Annotated in this window: 13 protein-coding genes; 3 read left to right on the forward strand and 10 right to left on the reverse strand. The window is 68.4% G+C overall.

The genetic code is table 11. The features are described from left to right. Positions 1-821 precede the first annotated feature (821 nt). Both F7R91_RS21815 and brxD read right to left on the reverse strand, forming a co-directional pair. Positions 822-2,927, reverse strand: a complete 2,106-nt coding sequence (locus F7R91_RS21815; protein ID WP_150950866.1) for a DEAD/DEAH box helicase — start codon at positions 2,925-2,927, stop codon at positions 822-824. A gap of 20 nt (positions 2,928-2,947) precedes the next feature. Continuing rightward, entirely contained in the window at positions 2,948-4,285 is a 1,338-nt protein-coding gene (gene brxD / locus F7R91_RS21820) for a BREX system ATP-binding protein BrxD (protein ID WP_225320736.1), read from the reverse strand. A gap of 238 nt (positions 4,286-4,523) precedes the next feature. Between brxD and F7R91_RS21825 the strand changes: the two genes are divergently transcribed. Both F7R91_RS21825 and F7R91_RS21830 read left to right on the forward strand, forming a co-directional pair. Next, positions 4,524-6,332 carry a GmrSD restriction endonuclease domain-containing protein gene (locus tag F7R91_RS21825; protein ID WP_150950775.1) on the forward strand — a complete coding sequence of 603 codons (1,809 nt, stop codon included), beginning with the start codon at positions 4,524-4,526 and terminating at the stop codon, positions 6,330-6,332. Between the two features lie 7 nt (positions 6,333-6,339). Next, positions 6,340-7,392, forward strand: a complete 1,053-nt coding sequence (locus F7R91_RS21830) for a CBS domain-containing protein (RefSeq protein WP_150950776.1) — start codon at positions 6,340-6,342, stop codon at positions 7,390-7,392. A gap of 50 nt (positions 7,393-7,442) precedes the next feature. Here F7R91_RS21830 and pglZ read toward each other — a convergent pair whose 3' ends face one another. The 6 genes from pglZ to F7R91_RS21860 form a co-directional block, all read right to left on the reverse strand. Beyond that, the gene (pglZ, locus tag F7R91_RS21835) at positions 7,443-10,337 is read right to left on the reverse strand and encodes a BREX-2 system phosphatase PglZ (protein ID WP_150950777.1); all 2,895 of its coding nucleotides are present in this window, start codon (positions 10,335-10,337) and stop codon (positions 7,443-7,445) included. Positions 10,338-10,371: 34 nt separating this feature from the next. Continuing rightward, a complete protein-coding gene (gene pglY / locus F7R91_RS21840; protein ID WP_150950778.1) occupies positions 10,372-14,298 on the reverse strand; it encodes a BREX-2 system ATPase PglY in 3,927 nt (1,308 codons plus the stop codon). Positions 14,299-14,573: 275 nt separating this feature from the next. Then, entirely contained in the window at positions 14,574-15,041 is a 468-nt protein-coding gene (locus F7R91_RS21845) for a hypothetical protein (RefSeq protein WP_150950779.1), read from the reverse strand. An 86-nt stretch (positions 15,042-15,127) separates the two neighbouring features. Continuing rightward, positions 15,128-16,228, reverse strand: a complete 1,101-nt coding sequence (locus F7R91_RS21850; protein WP_150950780.1) for a helix-turn-helix domain-containing protein — start codon at positions 16,226-16,228, stop codon at positions 15,128-15,130. A gap of 135 nt (positions 16,229-16,363) precedes the next feature. Then, positions 16,364-16,567, reverse strand: a complete 204-nt coding sequence (locus F7R91_RS21855; protein WP_150950781.1) for a DUF397 domain-containing protein — start codon at positions 16,565-16,567, stop codon at positions 16,364-16,366. Then, on the reverse strand, positions 16,564-17,436 hold the full coding sequence (locus tag F7R91_RS21860; protein ID WP_150950782.1) for a helix-turn-helix domain-containing protein: 873 nt from the start codon (positions 17,434-17,436) through the stop codon (positions 16,564-16,566). Before F7R91_RS21860 ends, F7R91_RS21855 begins: the two co-directional genes overlap by 4 nt. Positions 17,437-17,623: 187 nt before the next feature. Between F7R91_RS21860 and F7R91_RS21865 the strand changes: the two genes are divergently transcribed. Further along, positions 17,624-18,286: an ATP-binding protein gene (locus F7R91_RS21865; RefSeq protein WP_150950783.1), complete on the forward strand. Its 663-nt coding sequence runs from the start codon at positions 17,624-17,626 to the stop codon at positions 18,284-18,286. On the opposite strand, the gene pglX is transcribed toward F7R91_RS21865, so the two are convergent. Both pglX and pglW read right to left on the reverse strand, forming a co-directional pair. Further along, positions 18,287-22,045 carry a BREX-2 system adenine-specific DNA-methyltransferase PglX gene (gene pglX / locus F7R91_RS21870; protein ID WP_150950784.1) on the reverse strand — a complete coding sequence of 1,253 codons (3,759 nt, stop codon included), beginning with the start codon at positions 22,043-22,045 and terminating at the stop codon, positions 18,287-18,289. A 72-nt stretch (positions 22,046-22,117) separates the two neighbouring features. Beyond that, on the reverse strand, positions 22,118-26,809 hold the full coding sequence (gene pglW, locus F7R91_RS21875) for a BREX system serine/threonine kinase PglW (protein WP_150950785.1): 4,692 nt from the start codon (positions 26,807-26,809) through the stop codon (positions 22,118-22,120). Positions 26,810-26,937 lie beyond the last annotated feature (128 nt).

Raw genomic sequence — 26,937 nt, forward strand, 5'->3', positions numbered from 1 at the left:
ACGCAGTTCACCGCCGACCCCTGCCAGCGGGACGGCCGCCGTCGGGGGCTTTGTAGTGGCCCCCGACAAGGAGGCTGTCATTGCCAACTGGGTTCGTGGCGACGAGATGTGGCAGGTCGACGTGACGGCCAGGTCGATCACGCTGGTCTCTGGCGAGTGCCCCCGGCGGGGGACACGGGGCATGGGGACGCGCGGCACCATGGGCCGACGCTGGTGAGCTGGTGATCCAGATGGCCGTCCCGGTGAATCGAGCGGGCATGTAGGCGATCGGCGCTCCGGTCGCAGTGTGTGGGGGCTGCCCCTTGCGGCCCCCTGCCGCACCCCAGTGTCCTGGAACGGAGTGATCTTCGGGCCCGATCTGGTGTGGCGCCGCGCCCACCTAGCCATCCTCACGCAGATCAAGTGAGGTGCCTGACGGTGCGTTCCGGGACGCGACCACGACGGGCAAGCCAGTCACCCAGTGGGAGGTCGCCGGGCTTCAGGAACGGATGAGTGTACGGGCTGATCAGGGTCCGGGTCCGCGAGGAGGCCGAGCCCCACCTCGTCGAGGTTCACGTCGGCGACCGTCACCTTGTCCAACGTATGGGCCAAGGCGGGTTCGTCGCGTATGAACGGGTGGCCCAGTTGTTGATCGCGAACACGGCGAGTGCCTCGTGGCCTCCCGGTAGCTGCCCACCGGCAGGATCGCCCGCCTGCCGCGTTCGTTGGCGATCTTCACCATTTTCCGTTCCACGGGGGTCGGTCCACAGCCGCTGCCAGGAGAGCCCGAGCCTGCTCGCCATCGCCCGTGCCGCCGCCGGCCTGGTCTTGGGCTCCGTGAGTTAAAGATCAGTGAATCTCACGGCCTCGCGGAGCAAAGCGGCTGCACCGTCCAGGTCGGCCAACCGGGCCGCGAGTGTTGCTTCGGCAAGACGCAGTGGGAGGGCCGCATTGAACTTCAGTCCGGCCAGCGCACGGGGGTCCACCGCCGGGAGGCACAGGTGGCGGACGGCGTCCGCGGTTGCCTTCTTCCATTCTTGGGGCGTGATGTCCTCGCGCAGCCGCACGTAGGTGTCGGTGGGGCGCTGAAGCGGATCGGCGATGGTGGAGAGGGTGGCGGCCAGAGTGGCGTTGGTGCGATAGCCGGCCCAGGTCCACCACCGGACATTCGTGTCGCGGCCTCCCCGCATGATGACGGTCCCGTCGCCGTACACGAACTCGGCGCTCTCGTCGCGCACGCGAGCGAGGGCACTTTCGGCACGGCGGGTGAGCCTGACCGGAGGGGTCGCGCCGAGCAGGATGTCGCGGGCTGCCCGTGTCAGCTCGTACGACGAGGTACGCGTAAGGCCGACGCCTCCCCACCGAGCCCGCCCGCCACTTTCCACGGGCTCGACGAAGCAGCGGCGGCGCGACCAGTCGATGTACGTCACCTGCCAGCTGCGCCCGGCGAGCAGAAGTCGGCGAGGGCCGACGACCTCGTCCGTGAGCAGCACGGGATCTGTGGTGCCGATCTCGGTGCGGCCCGACAGCACAGTGAACTCGGGGGCGGCGGTGAAGACGGCGGTGAGGTCCATGAAGTGCCGGTAGCCGAACCGATTTTCGGCCTCTGGGCCGATGAACAGAAGTTCGCCGTCCCGGTCCAGGTAGCCCTCCTCAACCAAGTGGCGCACGATCGGCTCGGCGGAAGGGCCGAATGGACCGAGGCCTCCCCACCACTCCTGCCACAGCCGGTCACCGACCCGGTGCTCCTGGAGGCAGAGCGCCAGCACCTGTTGCGCGACGATGTGCCGGGGCTCCGCAGGAGCGATGACCGGCTCCACCCAGCCGCGCGACCAGAGCAGCAGAAGTGCCGCCGCGGACAGGAGGCTGGCGTCGTCGGTGGCGAGGAACAGGCAGTTGCGGCTGGATCCGGGCCGTCGACCGGTGCGGCCCAGTCTTTGCAGGAACGAGGCCACGGTGCTCGGCGCATCGATCTGGACGACCCGGTCGAGGTCGCCGACATCGATGCCCAGTTCCAGGGTGCTGGTGGAGACGATCACGCAGTCGCGAGCCTCGGCGAAGGCTTCCTCAGCCCGACGCCGCTCGTCTGCGGACAGCGAGGCGTGGGACAGGAAAGTGGTCACGCCCTTCGCACGCAGCGCCGCGCCGAGCTCCTCGACCTGCTTGCGCGATTCGCAGAAGACCAGTCGTTTCTCGCCCCGGTGCAATGCCGCGATCACTGTCGCCGCATTGGCCAGGGACCCCACATAGTCGAGCTGGACATCCCCGGGCGGGGGCAGTTTCCGTACCGTCTCCTTCAGGTGCGGGGCGACGACCTGTGCCGTGCGCCGCCCGGCCTTTGCTCCCTGCAACCAGGTGAGCAGCTCCTCCGGGTTACCCACGGTCGCCGACAGGCCGACGCGCTGTACCGGGCGACCGGCCACCCGCTCCAGTCGTTCCAGCACAGCCAGCAGATGCCATCCCCGGTCGTCGCCCGCGAAGGCGTGCACCTCGTCGACGACGATCGCCCGCAGCCCGGAGAAGAACGCCCGGTGGTCGACGTTGGCGCTGACCAGCATGGCCTCCAGGGACTCGGGAGTGGTCAGCAGCACGTCCGGCCGTTCGCGCAGGATGCGCTTGCGGCGGGAGTGTGTGACATCGCCATGCCAGTGCGCGGCTGTGCGCCCCAGCCAGGAGGTGTACGTCTCCAGCCGGGGCAGCAGGTTGTTGAGCAGCGCCTTCAGCGGACATACGTAGAGAACCGAGGTGCCGTCCCAATTCTCCTGCGCCATCCGCGACAGCAAGGGGAAGCACGCGGCTTCGGTCTTCCCACCTGCGGTGGGGGCGATCAGGACGGCGTCCGCCCCATCTGTCAGGGGCGTGATCGCCTCCTCCTGGAGGGTCCGCAGGCGGGGCCAGCCCAGGGTGTTCACGACGTGGTGGACCAACCCCGGGTGAAGCAGGTCCATAGGGTCGGGCGCCACGTCGCTCACGGGAGGTCCAGTTCGACATCGTCGGCGCTGTCCACCGCCGCCGAGTTGCGTTCGACCTCGGTCAGCTCCGAGGCGTTCACCGTGAGTGCGTAGTGCTTGCGCGGATCGAAGTCCTCGAACTGGTCCACACGGTCGAGGACGTCGCCGACGAGCTTCTTGAGGAACAGACGAGGCGCTACCCCCACCTTGCCCCCCAGTGCCCCGCCGACGGCCTTGGCCAGATCGGCGACATATACGTCGTCTGTGATCTCCTTGACTCGCTCGGCCGATGAAGCTCCGGACGCATACAGGTCCCTGATGGTCAGCCCGAGACCGATCAGCGAGTCCAGAGTGAAGCCCGGCAGCCTGAGTTGCACGGCACGCGGGTTGTCGAAGCGCGGATCGGTGGTGAAGTCGGTGGCCAGCCTCTGGGCCAGCGGAGCCAGACGCTGCACGCCCTGTCGGCCGTCGTAGAACGCCGGCGTGCCGGTGATCAGCAGATAGAGGCCGGGGAAGCGTCCGGAGTGCACCTCGTCGATGAGCTGGCGCAGTGCGTTAAGCGCCTTGTCACGGGCATCGGAGCGGACCCGCTGCAGGGTTTCCACCTCGTCCAGCACGACGAACAGGCCCGCGTGCCCGGAGTCGCGCAGCACGGTGAGCAGCCCCTGCAGGAACCCCAGGGCGCCGAAATGGTCGAGGTCGCCGCGCACCCCGGCGGACCTGCGGGCCGCCGCAGCCACATGCGGTTGTCCGCCCAGCCACGCCATGACGGCCGAGGCGGTGGCCTCGTCTCCCGACTCGAGGGCCGCACGGTAACCCCGCAACGCCGTCGCGAACGACGGGGCGTGCCGGGACACCTCGGTGAGCCGGTCCGTCATCAGCCGCTCGACCTTCGCAGGCAGGTCCTCCTCGGACGCACCCGCGGCGAGGGCGTCCTCCTCAAGGGCGTAGAACCACGCATCCACGACCGGCCGCAGCGCGCTCGGGGGGAATCCGGGCGTGGTCAGCCGCTCGGTGAGGCGGCGGTAGACGGTCTCCAGCTTGTGCAGCGGGGTCTCGGTCTCCGAGACCTGGATCTCGGCGACGGCGAAGCCACGCCGCTTGGCCCGCTCCCCGAGCCACCGTGCGAAGAAGGTCTTGCCCGACCCGTACTCGCCGCGTACGGCCTTGAACACGGACGCGCCCGACGCCACCGCGTCGAGCTCGGCGTCCAGCGCACTCTGGAACCGGTCCAGGCCGGTAGCCAGCAGGTCGAGCCCGCTCTCCGGGACGGCTCCCCGGCGCAGCGCGTCGATCACGTCGCGGCGCCTGGCGGCACTGACGGGTCCGTTTCGGCCGGGGCTGTCTGTACTCACCCCGACAGTCTCCCATCGGCTTGGGGCCACGAGGGCACAGGGAGAAATGGGCGGCACCATAGTGCGTTTGGACCGCAGTGCGGACGGATTCTCCGGCCGGCTCCGGATCGCCGATGCTGGTGTCTGGCAGCGGCGTCGGTGAATGCCTTGACTGCCGCCAACCCCGTTGATGCAATGGCATGTTCACCGCCGTGAGGGGCGGTGAGGCAGCGTTCGGTCCGAGACGGAAAGACACAGCGTGGCACTCGACAGTCTGAAACTCAGCGACGCCCTTGCGGACGTCGCTTCCGGCGCCTTACAGCTCCCCGACTTCCAACGCGAGTGGAAGTGGGACGACGAGCGCATCAGGGCGCTCATCGCGACGGTGACACTCGACTATCCGCTCGGGGTGGTGATGGCGCTGCAGACCAATGGCACCTCACTGTTCCGCACCCGGACGCTCAAGGGCGCTGAGGATGCGGAGGGCGAGGTTCCTGATCTCCTGCTGCTCGATGGCCAGCAGCGACTGACCTCTCTCTTCCAGGCACTGCACCGGGATCGCCCGGTGGAGACGGTGGATGCTCGAGGCAAGGAGCTGAGGCGCTGGTACTACGTCGACATCGCCAAGGCCATCGGGCCACCGGCCGAACGCGACGATGCCATCGTGTCCGTGCCCGAGGACAAGATCCTCAAGACCGGCTTCAACCGCAGGGACCTCATCGACCTGAGCACCGTCGAAGGCGAGTGCGCGGCCGGTTACTTCCCGCTCCACTTCGTGTTCGACACCGAGCGAGTGAATGCCTGGCACCAGGAGTACGTGAAGGTCGACGTCACGAACTGGGGGTTCTGGGGACAGTTCCAGATGCACGTGCTCAACCGCATGCAGTCGTTCCAGGTACCGATGATCAAGCTCGCGGCCTCCACGACCATGGACGCGGTCTGTGCCGTGTTCGAGCGGGTGAACACCGGTGGTGTGCCGCTCAACGTCTTCGAACTGCTGACGGCCACCTATGCGGGCAACCAGGAGTACGTGGCCGAGCACGGCGACTACTACAAGCTCCCCGACGTCTGGCTGGACATCAAGAAGGGCCTGACGTCGTCGTACCCCGTGTTCGGACGCATGGAGGCCGGTGTCGAGGACGGGCTCAGCAGCAGTGATTTCCTCCAGGCCGTGGCGCTCGTCCGAACCTGGGAGCGCAAGCGCCGGGAACCGCGCGCCGCGGTCTCGTGTAAGCGCCGTGACCTGCTGGAACTGCCGCTCGCCGACTTCAGCCAGCTCGCTCCGCGGGTGGCGGAGGCCTTCGAGTGGGTGGGGGCGTTCTTGGAGCGGCAATGCATCGTGCGCGCCCCCGACCTGCCGTACCGAACCCAGCTCGTACCGCTGGCCGCCGTACGGACGATTCTCGGCGAGGAGACCGAGACAGCGGCGGCCGACGAACTGCTCACTCAGTGGTACTGGTGCGGCGTGCTTGGCGAGATGTACGGCGGTTCGACGGAGAGCCGCTTCACCCGCGACGTTGAGCAACTCATCGAACGACTGCAGGGCAACACTGAAGTAGTCCCCGACACCATCGCCGAAGCGGCCTTCCTGGATGACCGGCTGGACACTCTCAGCACGCGTAACAGCGCCGCGTACAAGGGGGTTTACGCCCTTCTGGTCAAGCAGGGGGCGGTGGACTGGTACTTCACGGAAGCACCTCTGAACGCCGCGCGTCTGGCCGAGTACAGCGTGGAGGTGCGCCAGATCTTCCCGAAGGCGTGGATCGACAAGAACCACCGGGCCTACAGCAACAGGGCGAACTCGATCATCAACAAGACGCCTTTGTCCCTGCGGGCCAGTAAAAGCATGACCGGATCGCCCGCCGGCTACCTCAAGACGCTCGCGCTCGAGTCGGGAATGCGCCCCGAGTGGTTCGACGACGTCATCGGCACTCACCTCATCGACCCCGCCGCGCTGCACGCGGGCGATTTCGAGCAGTTCTACGAGAACAGATCCAAGCAGCTGCTGGAGCTGGTCATGTCGGCCATGGGCAAGCGCACCGTCTTCCGTGACGCGAAGGTCGGGTGACGCGGCCGTGCTCCGGACACCCTCCGACGAGGAACTGTTGGCGCTCAAGGGCCGGCGCCTACCTCTCGTTGAGCTCCTGACCTGTTTCAACACCCGGTTCCGCAACGACCAGGCCATCCTGCACATCGAGCAGAAGCTGAAGGACGTCGGTCTCGCAACCCTGCCGTACTTCGCCACGTGCAGCAGCCAGTCCGAGATCCACATTGTTGCCCAGGAATCCGCAGCAGGGGACCAGGGAGACGGCGCGGACGAGGAGCAGGAGGACGAGGCGGGGCTGCTGCCCGGTGCCATGCCACAGCAGCCCTTCCGGATCGGCGACCTGCCGTGCGCACACGCCGGAGTCGATTCGGTCACGCCTGCCTCGGACCTCACCGAGGCGACGTACATCATGCACACGAAGAACTACTCCCAGGTCCCGGTCCTGGAGGACCAGTACACGGTGGCCGGCGTAGTCACCTGGCGCTCGGTGGCCAAGATGTACGCCACAGGTGCGGAAGCGGCACTGGCCAACGCGATCGTGGAGGACCCGCCGGTCGCGCACGCACATGACGACTTCTTCGCCATGCTCTCCAACGTTTGCGAGCACGGATACGTACTGGTCCGGGCTCACAACGGGCGCATCAGCGGCATCGTCACCGCTGCGGACATCACCCAGCGCTTCGACGCGACCGCATGGCCGTTCTTCGTGGTGGGCGAGATCGAGTTCCGGCTCCGCAAGTGCCTCGGCGCGAAGATGAGTGAGGACGCCATCCGTGCCGTGCAGCAAAACGACAGGAAGACGGGGAAGATCGCGGACCTCATGTTCGGCCAGTACGTGATGCTGCTGGACGGCGATCAGCGCAGCAAACAGGGACACCGCAAAGAAGCGCTGTGCGCCGCGGCCGACCAGAACTGGCAGACCCTGGGCTGGACCGGGGTGAACCGCGTCCAGTTCGTGCACCAGCTCGACCGGGTGCGTAGCATCCGCAACCAGATTGCGCACTTCGACCCGGAGCCGCTGTCGGTGCAGCGGAGCGAAGAGCTGCGCCAGTTCGCGGGGTTGCTGCGCCAGCTCACCTGACGCATGGCTTAGTCGGTCCCGGGGCGCCCGGGACCGACGACACTGTTCCCTCAGCTCAACTCGAACTGGTCCCGCAGCAGTCCGGTATGCAGCCGCAGGGTCCGCCCGTCCGGCAGCGTCTCCAGCACCTGGACACTGTCGTGATTGAGCAACTGCCGCAGCACAGCGGCGAAGCCGTCCGCCGACCGGTTCGCGGGCAGTCCGACGCGCTGGGCGAGGGCAGTCATGGGCAGGGTGCCGCCCGCGTCCAGCAGAGTGTGTACGGCCTTTTCCACCCGGGCAAGGTCCGGTTTACGGGCGAGCAGCTGCACCTGTGCTGCGAAGACCTCGGACTTCAGGAGGGCGTCGGCCAAGGCATCACCCGGAGACACAGGGGCTACGGACAACAGAGCGCCGTCCTCGGATCCCGAGGGAACCAGCGCCACGTCGAACAGCGCCTCGTGGCTCTTGGCGAGTTCCGCCTCGTTCTTGGTCTTCTTGGGCGGCTTCTTCGGTACCGGCGCCGAGACCGCGGCGGCTTGGGCCCGCGATGGCTGCTCCTCCCCTCGCGGGACCAGTGACCACCAGCTCGGCTGCTGGTTCCCCAGCTCCCGCCAGCCGCTCGGCGGTTTCGCCCCGAAGGGCAGGAAGGCCAGCACCGGGATGGCGAACTCGGCCAGGGACGCGCCGCCGTGATAGCCGGCTTTGCGAGACGTGTAGCGGGTGTCGGCGTCCCAGAGGGTGACGATCTCGCTCTCCGGTTCCGGGTCGAGAACCCGAGGGCCCGTCAGCACGATTTCCTGCTCCACGAGCGGACCTCCGGTGCCGCGGTGCCGCGCGGACCGCACGTCCTCGGCGTCCACCCGCGCCGACCGTCGGTCGATGACGTGGCCGTGGTCGCTGGTGAGGATCACCGCTCGGCCCTGGTCCGCGGCAGATCGAAGCAGCGCTCGCAGCCCCCCTATGTCGGACAGCCGCCAGGCACCGTCACCGAGTTTCTGCTCGGAGGCCAGCCGGTCGTCCACGGTGTTGAGAACCACCGCCACATGCGTACGGTCGCCGACGAGCGCCTCGTGCAGCTCGGGCCCGAACGGCTCACCACTGGTCTCGGCGCGCAGATCGTCCTTGTGGAAGACCGCCACGTCCTCCCCGCCCCAGAAGCGGTGAGCGGGGAACAGCCTCTTCTCGTCGGCCTGCGTGCCCTTCATCAGCCGTGCTGCGAAGAGCGAGGTCCGCGACACGGAGGTGACCGTGGGGAGCGCGGCTGCCATCGCGCGGCGATGCGGGGTGTCCTTCGCGCCCGGCAACGGGTCGTACTCGACCCAGTGGTCACGCAGTTGCTCACCGAGTTCGGCGGCGATGGCGGCGCTCATCCCGTCGAGCACCAGGAGCAGCACTCTCCGTTCTCCGGCCTTCACCACCGGGGCGACAACCTCGGGGAGGAACGTCTCCACGGCCGGCATCGAGCCGGGACCACGGTCGGTCGCCGCCCGGACGGCGAGCACCTGGGCGAAGTGCCGGTCGATCTCGCGCCGACGGTCACGTGCCGAGGCGCACAGAGCGTCGTACGCGGACCGGAGCGCCGGATCGGGATCGCCCCCGGACTCGATGTGCTCCAGTGCCAGGTCCACCCAGCCCGTCTCGGCGACGTGACGGGTGATGGCATCCGCTACCGTGCGGGTCTCGACCGGCGGGTCGGTCGCGAGCCAACGTGCCAGCCGCTGCGCCATGCGCACCCGCTCGATACGGACGCTGTGGTCGGGATCCCGGGCGAGCCGGTGTCGGCTGAGGGCCTTCACCGCGGATGTGATCCGCTCGGGGCCGCCGCTCGACAGCGCCTCGCCGACAGCGGCGAAGCGTGCTTCAAGTCCTGCCGCCAGCACGGAACTTGTCCCTGCAGCCCGTTCCGCTCCGAACTGGCGCGCAAGGGCGGCCGCCCGGTCGAGAACGAACCCGGTCAGCCGCCGGGCCTCCGCCGCCGTTTCGTCGCTGTCCGACCGTCCCGTCAGCAGCAGGGCGGAGACGAACTCCTCACAGGACCGTCCGAAGGCAGCCGCGAGCGCGTCCAGGTGCTCACCCTGGGCGGGCGGTTCTTCTCCGAACCAGCGCTCGGCCCGCCCCCGGGCCCGGTAGTCCTCCGCGTCCGCCACGGCGTCGGAGGGCCCCCACAGCGCCGCGCAGACCAGCCCGAACGCGACGGCCTCCGGACCGTGTTCCGCCGTCACGAGGGCGAGCAGGGCCTGTCCCGCGCGTCCGGCCTGCTCCTCTTCGCCGAGGAACCGCACGAGCCCGGCTCGCTCGGGCGCCCGCAGCGCCAGGAGCCGTTCCGGGCCGCCAGGCACGAGAGACCACCGCAGCAGGGTGTGGATGTCCAATTCGTCACCGGCTCCCGCCACGGAGCGGGAGATCTCGGCGTCCGGGTCGTAGCGGCCGATTCCCAGCCTGCGCAGGGCGAGCGAGGTCAGCGCCTCACGCCGCGACAGGACACCGCCCGCCAGCTTCGGCCACCCGCCGTGCGGGGGAGCGGCGTCCAGCAGTGCCTCGGCAGCCCAGTTCTCCTCGAACAGCCGGTGGTCGGAGGCGCCAGCACCGAAAGCCTCCCGTACGACGTCCCAGGTGTCGACGGCGTTGACCCGCTGCCGGTGCACTTTGGCCAGCAGGTCGGGCCCGAGTTCCGCCTCCTCGCGGTCGGTCAGTATCACCAGCACGTCGGGCCCGGCGGCCGACGGCTTCTGGTGTGCGAGGAGCAGCTCGTACACGCCGAGGGGAGAGGGCGCCGCCGCGACCGTGGCCCGCCGCTGCTCGCCCCACGGCAGCTCGTCGGGGCCGTCCCAGGAGGGCGCGGCCCGTAGCAGCACGACCCTGCGCTTGTCCGGCTTGAGGCCGGGCTGCGATGCCAGGTACTGGGTGATGGTCGCGGCGTTGAGCCGCACCGCGCTGGTGGTGGTCACGGCCGCCGTACTCACTGTCCCCACACCTTCTCCGCCCGCTGCCTTCCGCTCATTCCACGACCCGCCAGCTGATCTCGATCTCTGCGTCCGGCTCGGCAGCCGTCAGTTCGGCCAGTTCGGCCTTCAACTCGGCCAGCGCACGGGAGGCCGTGGTCCGGCCCCCGCCCGAGCGGCGTCCCGCACGTCGTCCGCCGTCAGTGCCGGGGTGGGTGGAGGGCACGGGCGGCCGGCTGGTGTCGGTGCTCAGGCTGATCGCGTCGGGCTTGGTGAGAGGTTCGGTCGGCGTGGGCGCGGCGTACGCCCTACGGGGGTCGGCGGTGTGCGCCTGGCTGCGCTCGATGACGGCGACGATGGCGCGCCGTGCCTCCCGCAGCGCCTCCTTGAGGTCCTTGGTGCGCTGATCGACACGCGCCGCGCCGCGCAACTCCTCCAGCACCGCCTCACCCTGCGGCCCGTAGTTGGGCGCGAGCTTGAGCATGTCCCAGGCCGCGGTGGCCAAGGCAGCCGCGACGGACTCGGCCTGCTTGATCGACGCACCGTAGCGGCTCGTCGGCACGTCGCCGAGATCGAAGCCGGCGAAGGCGGAGATGACCTGCTTCGCCGCCGCGGAACCGCCGCCCGCGCCCTGATCAAGCCCGCGCAGTTCGTCCAGCAGGTCCCGGGCCCGGCGGGCGATCGCCAGCCGGCCGGCCTCGTCGGTGCCGTCCAGGCCGAGCAGCGTCGCGTGCTTCTCCAACTGCGCCACCAGATCGGCCGCGTGCGGCTGGTACGTGCGTGCTCGCTCCGTGATCCGCCGGGCGAACTGCCCGACCATCCGGCCCCGGCGCAGCCTGGGCGGTTCCTCGCCGAAGATCTCCCAGTAGCGGCGGCCCGACTCTTCCCAGACGTTCTCCTCCGGCAGCGGCTGGGAACGCAGCGCGTCCTGCGGCTTGATCGCCGACAGCTCGGGCGAGGGGTCGAGCAGCGCACCGGCCCGTACCCAGACCCGGTCGTCCATCTCCGCGTACGACGCGATGACCAGATGGGCGAGGAACGGCTCAAGACCCATCGGCGCCGGACGGTCGATCCACTCGGTGAGCTGGACGACGCTGAGGTCACCGGGACCGGCCTCGCCGCGCGCCTGGAGGGCGAAGTGCTCCGGCCAGCGAGTGGAGAGCCGGAAGTACGCCTCCTTCTGCTGGCCGAGCCCCAGCGGCGCGGCGATGCGCCGCATGAGCGGACGTTCCTTGGCCGGGATCTCGGCCTGCCGTTCACCGGCCTCCGCGGCGGCCCGGATGTACCCGAACACGGCCCGCGCGTCGGAGAGTCTGACGACGGCACCCGTGCCGTCCGGGTCGAAGTCCGGGTGCGCGGGGAACTGGTGGGCCAGCAGCTTGCCCGCCACGTGCCGAGCCGCGTCGTGCAGGGACTGCCCGATGGAGACGCGCAGTTCCGGCACGTCGGGCAACGGCTCCAGGTGCTCGTTGAAGTCCGGGTTGACATCGCCCGGCTTCTTGGCCGCAAGACCGTAGGCCTGCTTGAAGGCCGCCTTCACCGTCTTGGTGAGCGTCTCGCGCTGGTCTTCGAGCAGTGCCTTGGCGCGGGCCCGGTTGTCGGCGTTCAGGTGCTGCGCATAGCTGGTGTCGAAGCGCCGCTGGTCGGCAAGGGCGTAGTGGATGACGACCAGTCGCTGGAAGTCCTGGAAGCGGGCAGCGGACAGGTGGGTGGGAATCCACCCCACAGTCCGCGGCCGGTTCCCGGGAAGCCTGCGGAGCTCGGCCATGCGGTTGGCGTCCTCGCGCGGCCCGTACTCGCCCTCGTCGTACGGCAGATCGATGATCATCCGCCACAGCCCGTCCTGGCTGGGGGCGAAGTCGTGGTCCTGCAGGTCGTCGTGGTCGGCGATGTTGCCGAAGATGACCTCCACCGTGCGGTTCGAGCCACGCCAGACGAACTTCAGCTCGTCCGCGGTGAGCCGTTCCTGGAGGTCGATGCCCAGCTCTTCGGCGAGGAGCCGCTTGGCGAGGGCACGGCGGTTGGAGCGGTTGTTGTTGACGTTGGCATTGGCGATGACGGAGTCCACGTCCACGCCGGCCAGCTCGAGCCGTACGCCCGGGTTGACCTTGGTGCCGGTGGGCTTGATCTCCGCGAAGCGCGCCGCCCACTCGTCGACCTTCGACTGGATCGCGCCGACCTCAGCGCCCGGGATGGGGGAGATGACCGAGCCGTGGTTGAGGGACGCGAGCCGCCGGATCGTCAGGTCCCGCAGCGCGGGCACACTGGGCGCCAGCGCGGACAGCAGGAGCGTGCACATCAGCCGGTCGTCGCCCACGAACGCCTTGCACCGCTGGACGAGCCCCTGGTCGGTGACCGTCTCGCGGCGGTGGCGGTAACGCTCGATGTCCTCCTCGGTGACGTCGTACATCGCCAGGAGATAGGGCCGCAGCTTGGTGCGGTACAGCTTGTCCGCGGCCTGGAACTCCACCTTCAGACTGTCGACGAACGGCCGGTCGCCGCCGTCGGCGATGACCGGGTAGAGGTCGCCGAGCGGGATGAGCTGCTCCAGCGTCGCGTCGTCGCGATGATCGGCCAGCAACTGGCCCATCAGCTTCAGACCGGTACGGGAGCGCTGCAGCGCCGAGGAGATGTGGACCAGGGTGTCCATGAACGAAGGCGAGAAGGGATACGTCAGCCGGAACGACGCCTCGTCGGCACCGGTCGTCCCCTCGTCGGAGCCCAGCAGCACGTCCCACACCTGCGGCCCGACCCGCTTGATCTTCGCGAACGCTGCGTCGAGCTTGGCGGCGGCCTCCGCGTCCTTGGGCCTCAGGAGACGGGCGTGGGCGATCTGCGGGAGGTTGCGGTCCTCGAGCGTGATCTTGTCGAAGCGCCCGGAAGCGAGGTTGAGGCTGTCCTGGATGGCGGTCTCGGCGGCCCCGGAGACCTCCTGGCCGACCAGCTCCCGCAGATCGCGCTGCCGTGCGATGAACGACACGATCGGGATGGCGCGGCGAGAGTCGGCGCCCTCCACGAAGTTGGTGATCTTGTCGGCTTCGCGGGAGACGAACTTCTGGTCGTGGATGCGGTTGGCGAGCCAGAGGATCAGCTCGTCCATGAACAGGATCAGCCCGTCGTAGTTCAGCGACTTCGCGTGCTCGGCGATGACGGCGAGGCCGGCGTCGAGCGAGATGAAGCCGTGCTCGTCCTCTGCGGCGTTCTTCGCGAAGCCGGGGAACCAGCTGGTGCTCGCGTCGTGCACCAGCTTGGCGCGCAGCTCGGCCGGGGTGGTCGGGTTGACCAGGTTGAGGTTGACCTCGGCGCCGTCCAGTTCCTCGGCGGCGAGGGCGGTGTCGAGGAGCGCTGGCGTCCAGGCGAAGGAATCGCCCCACTCGTCGTCGGCATCGACGGTGTTTCCCTCGGCCGCGGCTCCGGCGAGCCCTTCGATGAACTTGTCGTCGCCCATACGATCCCGCAGCGCGCGGATGTCCGCGAAGAGGGAGTCGGTCCGGTAGACCTGCGGCGTGGGCGCATCGGAATGCAGCGCCTTGACGTGACTGACGTACCCGCCGAGCACCCGCTGCTCAAGGGACTTGGCTCCGAGCATGTGGTACGGCACGAGCAGGAACCGCTTGCCGTCTGTGCTCAGCCATTCGTGCTTGGCCAGCACCGGATCGAAATCGGTCCGGGCGCGTGCGGCCTCGTCGCCCCGGAGCAGGGCGTGCAGCACGGCCATGAAGTGCGACTTACCGGAACCGAACGAGCCGTGCAGATACGCGGCCTTCGACGTCTGCCCGTCCAGCGCGGTCTTGATCAGACTGAGCGCCTCGTCGAAGTTCTCGAGAAGGCGCTCGGTGACGACGTAGTCCCGCAGCGCCCGCTCGGCGCCCTCCGGGGTGACGGCCTCGGCCAGCTTCAGGACGAAGTCCGACGTGGAGATGGACGTCTTGATGTCGATGACATCGCGGAGAAGGGGGGCCGTGGCGGCGGTCGGGGCCATCTCTGTCTCGCGTCTCCTGCTTTTCGTCTACTGCGTCTACATCTACGTCCACCGGGCAGCGCGGCGCGTCCCCCGAAGACCGGGACGGCGTGTGATGCCCTGCATGGCACACTGCCCTGGAGGCGCCGTCCGCCGCTGTTCACACGGCTGCGGACGGTATTCGATCGTATCGGGTGTGTCCGACATGGACCGTGCGCGTGCAGAAGACAGGGGGTGGAACGATCGGCAGTCGGATACTCAAACGCGTCATAGTAAGAAGAATTTGAGTGACAGCCTCACAGCAGCCCGTTCTTCCTCGCCCACTCGAGGAAACCTCCTTGGGCGAACGGGTAGCGCGCACCTGATGCCAGCAGCGCGTCGACCAGGCCGGACGCCACGTACTCGGTTGCCCGCCCGCCCCGTACCCCCTCTGCGATCACCCGGAGGACGCCCCATACGGTGAGGCCGCCGGCGCGTGCCGCTTTGCGCGCGTCCAGATCGTCGATCACGGCGACCGCGCCGTGCACGTCGGCCCAGGCGAGCACGGTGGCCTCACCGTGGTTGGACTTCTGGCCGGAGACGCGCTCCATCCACCGCACCAGCGCGGTGAGCTCGGCGAGTCCGTCCACGTGCTGGACTTCGAGCCAACCCAGGCCCGAGACGTCCAGGTCGTAGTGGCGCAGCTCCTCGATGACGGCGGCCGTGGTGACATTGCGACGGGGTAAGCCGCGATATTCGGCGGCGAGGTCAGCCAGGGTGTCCACGCGTCCTGCCTTGATCGCATGGTGCAGCGGCGACGTGTCCCATACGAGAAGCCGTCCAACCGTACTTGGTCCCTCCCCTTGGACGATCACGGTTCGACGTCCTCCGAGAGTTGCTCCGGCAGCTCGGTTTCCTGCAGGGCGCCGTACAAGAGCTCGACTGTGCGCGCCGCTGAGACTGCCCCCACCTTCCAAGCAGTCAGGACCGCATGTCGCCAAGCTGCTCCGGTAGCGCCCTCTTCGAGATCCGCTACGGGCTCGGCGCCGCGGGTGGCCAGGAAGTCGCCGCGAATGGGGGTATCGGCCTTGAGCCGGCGAGCATCAGATGTGCTCACAAGCCCGAGCTGCTGTGCCCGCGACACTGTGGCCGACCAGGAGAGTCGGTAATCGGCAGCGATGCCGATCAACGCATCGCGGGGGGAGTGGCCCCGGCGGAATTCCTGCTTCCAGGCACCTTCGAGTTCGTCCTCGGGAAGAAGGAACTCCCCGGCGAAGTCATCGATGACCTGTTCTCGCTCATCCCGGCTTGCCGATACGCCCGCATCGCTGTGGTACTCGTCCTGCAGCAGATGGTGGCCCAACTCGTGTGCGGCGGTCCAACGTCGGCGACCGGGGGCGGAGTGGCTGCTGATCACGCTGACCCCGTAGGTGTCCAGCAGGAGCGAGGCGCCCTCGGAGGGCTCGGGGACGACGGTCAGGTACAGGCCGAAGCGTTCGACTACTGAGGCCATCGGGCCGAGCGGTCCCTGCGGGACGCCTGCCACTCGTCGGGCCGCGCGCGCCAACGCGATGGGGCCGGCCTCAGCGGAGCCGAGTAGATCGGCCAGGGGAGGCGGAGTGAGGAAGCCCTCCGCCACTAGCCACTCGGCGTTGCGGGCGTGTTCCTCCAGCCGAATGTCCAGCCGATAGCTGTCGCGCGTGGCCGCGTCTACGGGGGAGTCGAGCGTCTTGCGGCGGGACACGAGCGCGGCGGGTGGCCGAGTGAGGAAGTGCGCGGGCGGCGCGCCCAGGGCGTCGGCGATCCGGAAGAGTTCCAGCGCGGACACCTTGCGCTCGCCCTGCTCCATGCGGACCACCGCAGTGCGGTCTACCCCTATGCGTGAAGCCAGCTCGCCCTGGCTCAGCCCGACGGACTCCCGGGTCTCGGCGATACGGACGCCGATCGCTGCCCAGCTCTGCTCGCTCTCCATGTGTGCAATTTTCGCACACCCCGTGTCATTGTCGAGCGGGTTGCGGCGAGCTGGGCGCGGGCGGATGGGGTGCCGAGAGTGACCGGTGGGGCGGCTGGCATGAGGAGGGGCATGGCGTGTGTGCGCGGGGCTGGCTCAGCCGAGGTGGGCGATGAATGTGCGCCAGGCGTGGGGGGTGAAGGTGATCACCGGGCCGGCGGGGCGCTTGCTGTCGCGGACGGGGATGAGGGTGGGGATGTTGTCGGCGACTTCGACGCACTCGCCTTGTCCGCCGCTGTAGCTGCTGACGCGCCATATCGCTTCCGCGAGGACGGGCGAGGGGAGGTGGTGCCGGCTCATGGTGTGTGCTCCTTGGCGATGCGGCGGATCAGCCTGAGTGATTCCGTTGGTGGCAGCGCCGACGTACGAGCGTCGTCGAAGAGTTCGCGGTAGTGGGCCACCTCGGACTCCTGCTCCATCCAGATGTTGCCGATCGGGGTCTCTGTCAGGACGAGGTCCAGCGCTGACACCCGCGGGAAGCTCAGCAGTAGGTATGGGCCGAACATACCCGAGTGCGCACCGCGCGAGAACGGTAGTACCTGGACGGTGATGTTGGGTCGTTCAGCCATGGTCGCCAGGTGTTCAAGCTGTTCGCGCATCACGGTGAGCCCCCCAACCTGCTGGCGGAGAACGCCTTCGGCGAGCACGGCCCAGAGCTCCAACGGCGCCTCGCCGACGAGCCGTTCCTGCCGGGCGATCCGCACTTGCACGAACTGGTCGATCTCTTCCGCTGTCTTCCATGCGCGAGAGGCCACCGTGACCGCCCGTCCATATGCCGGTGTTTGGAGGAGTCCTGGGACCAGCTGAGCCTGGAACGTCTTGATGCCGTCGCAGATGTTCTCCATCTCGATGTAGTCCCGGTACGTGTCGGCAAGGACGGCACCGTACTGATGCCACCAGCCTTCGCGGCGGCGCCGGTTGGCTCTGCGAGCGAGAGAGCCGAGGCGTTCGCGCGTCTCTGGGTCCTGCACGCCATACGTCTGCATGAGGGCGATCAGGTCTGGGGTGCGCACGGGCACATGCCCGTTCTCAATGCGGCTGATCTTCCCCTTGGTGCAGTCGAGCGCATCAGCCGCTTGTGTGGTGGTCAGGCCTGCGGCTTCACGCAGGCGCCTCAGCTCATCGCCCAGTTGGCGCCCAAGCACGGTGGATGGTTTGACATTTGGCATACGTAACTCCCTACCAGGGGTGTTGCCGAGCTGCCCGCAGGTTACCCGAAAGGGTGAATTGAAGTCTGGCTCTCCCTTCAACGTTGCGCCGTATCGATGTTTCGCGGCACGCTCGTCGTGGCGGGAGTCGAAACTTCCCTCGGCTCGCGGGGACTTGATCGTCAGCTATCGACCCTCAGGGAGTGTCATGACAGAGAGCGTGGGCTCGAACGAAGTCACGTTCCGGCTGTCCCGTTGCCGTCGAAGTGTGCCGAGATCGAGGGCGGCGTTACATGCCGTGCTCGGCGGCTGGGGTGTTGCCCAAGACATCCTGGAGTCGGCGGAGTTGGTGCTCTCGGAGCTGGTGACCAACGCGCTGCGCGTACGCGTGCCGAGTGACCGACAGGTGGGCGTACGGATCGCGCGATCCCTGGAGGACGGCCTGCTGCGACTGGAAGTCAGCGACGCGGGCTCGGGCAGGCCCGAAGTACGGGCGCCCGGTGACGAGGAGACCGGTGGGCGGGGGCTGTTGCTCGTGGAGGCGCTGGCTCACCGCTGGGGAGTCGAGGAGCGCACGGGCGGGATCGGGAAAACCGTGTGGGCAGAGCTGAAAGCGCCGGACATCGTGGCTGAACCTGACGGGCGGGAGGTTGCGGCTGTCATGGTGCGGCCTGGCCAGCTAGTGCGAATGTGGGGGGAGTGGCGCACTGTCCGTACGGTGCGCACTGAGTCGTACGCGGCTGGTGGACTCGCCGTTGTGCTGGCACTGGACGAGGGCCCGGCGCTACGGGTACACGCGGCAGAACCGTTGACCATGCGGGACGTTGGCGTGCCCTCCACGCGGGAGAGAGTGGAGGGCACGCCGGGGTGATCAGCCCTTGGTTGACTTCCCAGGACGCCACGCGCGCAGGTCGTCGTCGGTCAGACCGTGTTCGCCCTGCTTCGTCGCCCGGTAGCCCGCGAAGAAGGCCGCGGGGGAGCCGCCGTACAGGGCGTCGAACTCGTCATGCCACTGGGTGAGCCAGGGCTGGAGTTCGAGGAGGCCGGCGAGCAGCGGCGTCATCTGCTCGTCGGACAGCTCGTCGTGGTTCGTGAAGTACGTGCTGAGTGCCTGGGCCTGCTCACGATGGTCCCAGCCCGCCCAGCCGAACAGGTCCGGGGTACCGGAGATCGCTCCGGTCGCGTAGGAGATGAACCGCTCCTTCGGCACGTCCAGCTTCCCTCGGGCGCGCCAGTAGGACGGCTTGAGGAAGTCGGCCGACGTGTACTTCGGTGGCACGGGGATGGAGTCCCGGATCCTCCGCTTGGCTGGCTCGTTCGGGGCGGCGTCTTCCTGGCGCTGGAGATCCCAGACGTGCTCCCAGTCGGCGCGCTTTCTCAGACCGGTGGGCTTGTAGCGCAGGGCGGCGAGGAAGGGGACGTGCTCGTTGGCGAGGAGATCCGCGACGACGGTCGCCAGCTCCTTGCGGGGGGCGTACAACTCGGCGACGGAAACGAAGTCCTCGTCGAGGGAGAGGGCGGAGGTGAGCTGGGCACGGGTGAGGATGGTTGGTTGGCCGTCCTGGAACCAGAGCTCGCGGTTCTCGATGCGGTCGAGAAGCCACGAACGCAGGGCCTTCTCCTGGAGCGCGTCCCAACCCTCGGTTGCCCACCGGCGCTTGTACTCGGGGCGCTCGACCATCCCGATGGCGCGGGACGACTCGATGGCGTCGATGCGCTTCTGGACTGTGGCCTTGTACACGTCCGACCAGTGGTCGGGGAGCGTGGTGATGGGGGTGGACCCATGCCGCTTGAACCACTCGTCGGATGCCTCACGCTTCTCGACCCGCCGAGCCAACACGATCTCGAAGGCTCGTTCGCCCAGGGCGAGTTGGGGTACTTCCGACTCGGGGGCGCGGAGGTCCTCAGAGTGCAGGTTGTAAAGGGAGTAGACCTGCCAGTCCAGCTCCTCTTGCAGGGAGACCATTCGGGCACGCTTGGATTCCCACTCTGCCTTTGCCGCACGGAGAGTGGTCGGGGTGGGTGGCGCTTCATTTGCTACGGCAATAGGGGTAGTTCTAGCAAGTTTATGGGCAACAGCGTCAAGAGCGCTGGCCAGCTCTGTGGGATAGGAGGACGGCAGAGGGAATTGCTCGACCTTACCTCCCGAAAACTCGTATGAGTTTTTCCACGCCTCACTTCCCATGGCCGCGTAACCTGCCTCAACTCGGGCGCCACCTCCCTCTCCCTTGTTGTGGGAAACTTGTTGCAGCCAGAAGCATGCGATAGTGCTGTTCAGGAGACCGACTAGCTGTAGGTGTTGCCCTTCGGTGGCTCCCTCCCGCAGCTTGATAACGGGTGAAGTTTGCTTGAATACCTTCCCTCCTCGGTCCAAGGTGAAGTGATTGTGTGTGGCTACGAAGGCGAAAGTGATAGTGAGCGGGGTCCGGTATCGCTCGGCAACCCATCGATACCATGCCCACCATGGTTTGCCCAGATCTTGTTGGCTTTGACCATCGAAATCGGTGGTCGATCGGAGATGGCTGCGAGCAATCCAAAGGTATCGTCCCCACGCGCTGTTCTCCTCATACGCCAGTGGTTTGAGGTCGTCGCCGTAAGGTGCGATGGCACTCTCGACGCAGTGGGTGTCCCAATCGCGAACAACCTCTCCGACGATGAGTGGCTTAATGACGTCATTTCTTATGCCTCGGCGTCGCAGGGCCGCAAGTGTGCTGATGAATGCGTCATCTTGGCCGGGGAAGCTAGCGAATCCGATATCGCGAGATAGTGCCGATTTCAGCTTTGTGACGCTGTTGGCCTCGAGGACTTCATTAAGCTCCAGCCCGCCGTCCATCAGGATCCAGGGCTGCTTTCCGAAGTACCGTTGCCGGTTGAGCTCGTCCACGGAAACCCAGGAGCTGACAGATCCAGGTCTGTCGATTTGGTCGACGATGGCGGTCCAGACCTTCCCGCTCTCGGGGATTTCCGGTGCTCCCGGCTCGCCTTGAATGCTTCTTACTGTGCGAATGTTTTCCGTTCGGCTAATTCCGGCGCGACGTTTTCCGACCAGGATCACCGTCGGAGTCCCGTGTCCAGGGATGTATGCCCCGGATGTGTCGATGACCTCGGTCAGCTCGACCTTGTGGGCAAAGTATTCCTCAATTAGTTTCGTTCCGAACTCCCGCTTCATGAAGGAGTTCGCCGTGATCTGCCCGACCATGCCATACCCGCGGCCGTCAGGTTCCCCTGCTTTCGCTAGCTGGAAGAAGCGTTCCGCGAAGGGGACAGACAGGGCGTACTTGCCCGCACAGGACGCGTACAGTTCCCTGTACAACGCGTTCAGCTTCTTGTCTTTGACCGTGATGTAGGGGGGATTCCCCACTACAACGTCATACCGCCCCTGCTCCAGAATCCCCGAATGCTTATCCAGGTCCTCCGTGGCGTACGCGAATTCCGCGAGCGGGTCTCCCGACTCCTCATCAGTCAGAGTCAGTTCAAGCTGCCGCGCCTTGATGAGAGAGTCGCCCACCGCTAGGTGAATCGGCCAGTCGTATCGCCCAGCCTCCGCCAGTGTCCATACTCCTGCTGCCGCCATCGCTGCAATCAGCAACCGGAACCGCGCGATAGCCACCGCAAATGGATTGATGTCCACCCCATGCACTGAGTTCAAGGCATTCCGCACGCGCTCATGCACATCCCGCCCAGGCTCCCGCTCCGCCCAAAGCCGGACCATCCTCCGGAACGCACCCAGCACGAAGTGCCCCGACCCACACGTAGGGTCGATCATCTTCAGCTCGCCGAACCGCCCGCCCAGCTCCCGCACCACCGGATCCATCGTGCGGTCGAGGATGAACTCCTCCACGAACTCCGGGGTCTGAAGCAGCGCGTACGTCTTGCGAGCCGCCTCCGACAGATCCTGGTACAGGTCACCCAGGAACCGCGTGTCCCACCCCTTCGTCCCGTCCTCATTCAGTGGATCGGTGAAGTCATGGACCAGCTCCCCGCCCTCCCGCCGCTCCCGCCAGAACTCCACCAGCGCCCGCGCCCCGTCGTGCGAGATCGGAATCTGGTACAGGGGGTTGCGCCGCTTGTCGAACAACAGCTTGCCGGCCTGCCCGGAACCCAGCTCCGCGAACGCCCGCTCCAGCCACCCTCGGTATGTCGGGTCCTGCTCATCCTCCACGTACTGCCGGTACCGCGCCTCCGCCAGATCCCGCCGCTCGGCATCCGGCCCCGTGAGGTACGGCTCCGGGATCAGCCGGTTGTCCTCGCAGAACCGTACGAACACCGTGCCCAGCACCCACGCCACCGCGACCTGCGTGACCCGCTCGTCCAGCCACGCGCTCCAAGTCGCCCCCGTACGACCGAGCTTGAACGCCAGGTCATACTCGGCCCGCAGCCGCCCCGCGACCGCCTCCGCCCCCCGCACCAGCTCGGCCCGCTCCTCCGGCAGCTCGCCCAGCCGCTCCTCCAGCCAGGCCTCCCACTTCGGGCTCCCCTTGGGGTCGGCCTTCTGCAGCTTGCCGTACTCCGTGCGCAGCGGCTTCAGCACGGTCTCGCCGTCCCGAACCTGTTGGCCGAGATCGGCCTCGACCGCCTTCACCTGCTTGATCAGGTCCGTCAGCAGTGCCTTGGACTTGCGGTCGATCACCTGGTCACGTCTCCTGTCGTCATCCCCACCCACACGCGAACCGCTCCGAGAACGGCACGCGCGCCCAGCGCATCATCCCCGTGGCCCGCCGACCCCGGCCCTCTCCGGCTTCGCGCGGTGCGCGTTCTGCACCCAGGACTCATTCAGCATGATCCACTCGCCCAGCCCCGACTGATACGGCACCGCTACCGTCCCCAGCCGCGGCGGCCGGGCCGGGTCGCTCTGCGGACACAGCAGCCACAGCGCGCGGCCACCACCCCGCGACCGCTCCGCCAGCCGCTCCAGGACGCCCATCGCGTCGTACCGGGCGAAGACACCGGCGTCCGTCAGCAGCAACGGAGCAGCCGACCCGCTCCCGCCACCGTTCCCAGAACTCGCGCCCCCCGGCACCAGCAGCTCCCCGATCCGAGGCTCCACCAGTCCCCACGCCGTCCCCGCGTACTCGGCGAACTTCATCGCCCCCGGCGTTCCAGCCTTCGCCACATCCGCACGCAGGATCGTCTCCCAGGTGGGCTTGGGCCGAGGGTCGACCAGCCTGTGCAGCGCCCGCACGAACAGCTCGGCCACCGACACCAGGACAGCCCCGCCAGCGAACTCGTCGCGCCCAAGCTCGTCTATCGCATCCCGTGCCCACTCCGTCGGCACCGTCAGCACGCGGAAGCCGTCCCGCCGGGCCGAGGCCTTCAACCGGTCCTCGGCCGTGCCCGCCGCCGCGAGTTCCGGGTCGTCGGAGTAGCGGTGCGCGGAGACGGTGCCCGTCGGCTGCCGTCGGGCGTCCGACGACAGATACGCAGACACGCCGTCCGCACTGCTCGGCAGATAGCGCAGCGTCCCCGTGCTCTTGCGCGTCGACAGCACCAGGTCGAAGCCGGCCTCACGCAGAGCCCTCGTCAGCGGGCCGCCCGTGGGCAGCGCATGGCCCCCCCGCTCGTTCAGCAGCTCCGGGAACCGGGCCCGTACGCGCTCGTGGACGTCGTCCGCCGTCAGGCCCGGCTGCTCGGCCTCCGCCATCCCCGGGATGAGCGGTACCAGGCCGGCCTGGGTGAGGCGCAGCGCGCGTACCAGCGGCAGTTTGCGCGGATAGATCTCCAGGCGGGGTGTCGCGGCGGCATGGCGGGAGGCGGCCACCGCGATCTCCACCATGCGCCGGTCGTCCCACTGCACCGCCGCACTCGGCGGAGGTACGGCCCCCAGGTCGGCCACCACGGTCGCCGCCGTCGGCAGGGTGTCGAGTTCCGACATGGTGTCGGCGATACGGCCGAGCCGCTGGGCGTAGTGGAGCAGGCCCGGCGCGGACGGTGTGTCCGGCGCGTCGTCCGCGCCCACCTCCAGCGCGAGCAGTCCCGCGCCCATGCTTTCGTCAGCCGCGTCGCGGTTCGGGGCGTGCTGGAACTCGGCCTCGTCCGGCACGAGTTGCTCCACCTCCACCACGGCCCGAACGGCGGCCAGCGCCAGTGCCCGGCGCTGTTCCCGCTCCTGGAGCTGCGTGCCGCGCCGTACGGTCAGCGCGTCCGCGATCTCCGCCGCCGAAGCGACCCGGCCCAGGTCGTGCAGGAGATCCAGGACCTCGGCGCGCAGCGCCCGTACCGCCGGGTGCTTCTTCCAGCGGGTCCGCTGGTTCTTCAGCATCTGAGGGATGCGGCCCCGCGACAGCCCGAGTGCGTGCGCGACATCCGTCTGCGTCGGCCAGACCCCGACCTCCGACGGCAGTACGCCGTGCTCGTTGGGCAGCCGCAGCAGCAGCCGTACCATCTCGCACTCGTTGTGGTTCGAGCCGTCCTTGCGCAGCGGCGGCACGAACACTGTCGCGAGGGTGTCGAGGCTGACGCTGCGCAGCGCGCGCTCCGGCAGCGACTGCGCACCGGCTCCGCCGCTGGCCGCAACCGCGTCGGCCGCCGCGGCCTCGGCGGCCGACAGTTCCTCCTTCGCGGCCTTGCGCCCCTGGGGAGTGAGCGGCGCGGCAGGCTTCTCCGCGAACTTGAGTCGCCACTGCTTGATACGGCTCAAGACCTCCTTGCGCGTCTTGGCACCGAGACCGGGGGCGTTGACGAGCTGGCGCTGGCTGTAGTCGAGCAACTCGCCGACGGTGTTGACGCCGAGGCCGTACACGAAGGACTCCGCGGCCGGGCTCAGACCGGACGACGAGACGAGCGTGTCCCGGTCGACGCGCTCCGCCAGCCGCTCGCGCTGCTGCTCGGCGCTCTCCTCCTCGGCCTCCGGGATGGCCGCGTCCGGCGCGGGCTGTGCCGCCTCGCCTTGCGCGGGCGGTGCCGCGTGCCGTGAGGGGCGGCGGGACGAGGGCTTCGCCTCGTCCATGGCGAGGAAGATCTTCTTCCAGGCGTCCCGCATCGGTTTGAGGTCCGGGAAGCGCTCGGAGGCGTCCCGGTGCAGGGCCTTCTGGAAGAACGCGACCAGGCCGTCCCGTACCGCCGGATCGAAGGCGTCGGCGGCGATCCTCGGGTGCGGCTCCTTCTCCGGGTCGGTCTGGCGCGGCGAGACCTTGCCGTCGCCCCACACCGGGAGCTCTCGGGACGCCATCTCGTGCAGGGTGACGGCCAGGGCGTACCGCTCGGCGTGGGCGTCGTACACCGAGCGGTCGGTGAGCGTGCCGATGAACGGGTCCAGATAGCCGTCCGTGCCTGCCGCAGTCTCGTTCACCGGATAGCCCGCGAGCGAGAAGTCGATCAGCACCAGTTCGCGGGTGCGGTTCGGGCGGATGCGGATCGCGATGTTGTCCGGCTTGATGTCGCGGTGCCACACGCCCTCGCCCTCGAGGAAGTCCACCGCGCCGAACAGGTAGTCGCCGTACGCCTCGAGCTGGTCCACGGACAGGCGGCCGAACTCGCGCAGCTGCCGGGCTACGGTCTCCTCCCGGCGTCGGCGCTTCGTACCCGGTGCGGACGGCTCGCCGCTCTCCTCGCGCTCGTCGCCGACGTACTCCATGACCAGCACCGTGCGCGGGCCGATGCGCTGTGGCTCCGCCTCGACCAGGCGGATCACGCGGGAGTCGGGGCGGAGCCGGCCCAGCACCTCGGCCTCGCGGCGCAGCACCTCGCCGCGGCTGTCCGACGTGGCGACCTTCAGCACCGCCAGGGACTTGGAGAAGCGCACATCCGGGCCGGCGGTCAGGTCCCGCACCAGGAACGCGCGGCTCGTCGAACCCGTACCGAGGCGGCGCCTGACCTCCCAGCGGCCCGCCAGCACGTCGCCGGCGACCGCATCCAGGGGATCCTTCTCGGGTTCGGCAGGGCGCGGGGCCTCGGCCGCCGGAGGTTCGGTCAGGTCCGCCTCGACGACCTCCAGCATCTCCAGGAAGTCGTCCACCGACGACAGCCGGGCGGAGACGTCGTAGGCGGTGGCCGCCTGCACCAGCTCGTCGATGTACGGGGAGAGGCCGTCCACCACGGAGCTGGGGCGCAGGCCCTCGCCCGCCTCGTAGCGAGCCACCAGTTCGGCCTGGCTGGCGGCCGGGGGCCTGCCGGTGGCCAGCAGATAGGTGAGCACTCCGAGTCCGTACACGTCCAGGGCGACCGGGTCGGGCCTGAGCGCGGTCAGCTCCGGGGCCAGATACGGGTCCGCGCCCTCGGCGAGATGCGCGCCTGCGCGTGAGAAGGTCGTGGGGGCGAACCGCTCGCCGTTGCCGGCCACACCGTGCTCGGAGCTGCGCTGGACGGCGACCTGCCAGTCGGAGATCTGCAGGTGTGGGCTGGACCAGGCGCCGGTCTCGCTCTCGGAGTCGGCCCGGCGGGTACGACCGCGCGGGATGACGTGGACCGCGCGGGCCGCCAGGGTGCGGTGGAAGATCCGTCGGCCGTGCGCCGAGCGCACCGTCTCGGCTAGCTGGCGCACCAGCGCCATCCGGCTGAGGATGTCCAGCTTCTCGCCGTACTGGATCAGGTACTCGTCCAGGCGCAGGGTCCGTGGATCGAAGTCGAAGATCAGCGCGGGACCCGCCGAGTGCCCGGACGGGTCGTACTGCTTGAGCTGGACGACACCAGGGTGCCGAAAGTAACGCAGCACCGCGGCCTCGCGGCGCGCCGCGCGCTCCACGGATGCTCGCAGCTCGGCGTCGGAGCCGCGCTCGCGCAGATAGACACGGACGCGGGCGGCCTCCGGCAGCTCACTGTGCTGGGCCAGATAGTCGGCCCAGGTCGGGCCCGAGTCGAACGCCTTCCGGCTCAGCAGGTATGGGCCGACCTTGTACTCGGCGTCGCTGCGCGCGATGCCGATGCGCTCCAGAGCCGCCTTGATCCGGCGCGACCGCGCGGCATCGATCCGGCGGTACTCGTCCTTCGGCGGCTCCTTCAGTAGCTCAGTGAGCTGGTGGACGGTGAAGACGCCGTTACGGTCGTGGGCGGGCAGCCGGTTTCGGAGTGAGGAGTCGGTGAAGCAGACGGCTTCCGAGACCCACACCTTCTCGCCGTTCTGCTGCAGCAGCGCGGCCAGCTCCTTGGCCTTTTTGTTGGCCAGGTGCAGCGGGTTGCCGTGGGGGATCTGTCGGCCGCTGGGCTGGGTCTGCAGCCAGGTGCCGTTGCGGGACTCGACGGAGCCGTGCCAGTCCTTCAGCTCGATCAGGTGGACGCCGCCCGGGGCGATCACCAGCAGGTCGACTTCCCTGACGTGGCCGGTGTGGGCGGTGAAAGTGAAGTTCGACCAGGCCCGCCACGGGTCGTTGTCCGGGAGTTTCTCGCGGACGGCCTCCAGGCCCCGGTGCTCATGCTGGAACTCGGAATCGGTGACCGTCGTCCACCGGCCGTCCCGCATGCGCCTGTCCCCGATTCGTGTCGCTCCGTCTCGATTGCTGCTGATCAGCCAGCAAAATCCCCGGCTCAGATCGTAGCGGCTGGGGCACGGAAGGTGCTGCCTCGTATCGGTGATCAACCTTCCGGTAC

Origin of the sequence: Streptomyces luteolifulvus (assembly GCF_008806595.1) — a bacterium.
GTDB classification, from domain to species: domain Bacteria; phylum Actinomycetota; class Actinomycetes; order Streptomycetales; family Streptomycetaceae; genus Streptomyces; species Streptomyces luteolifulvus.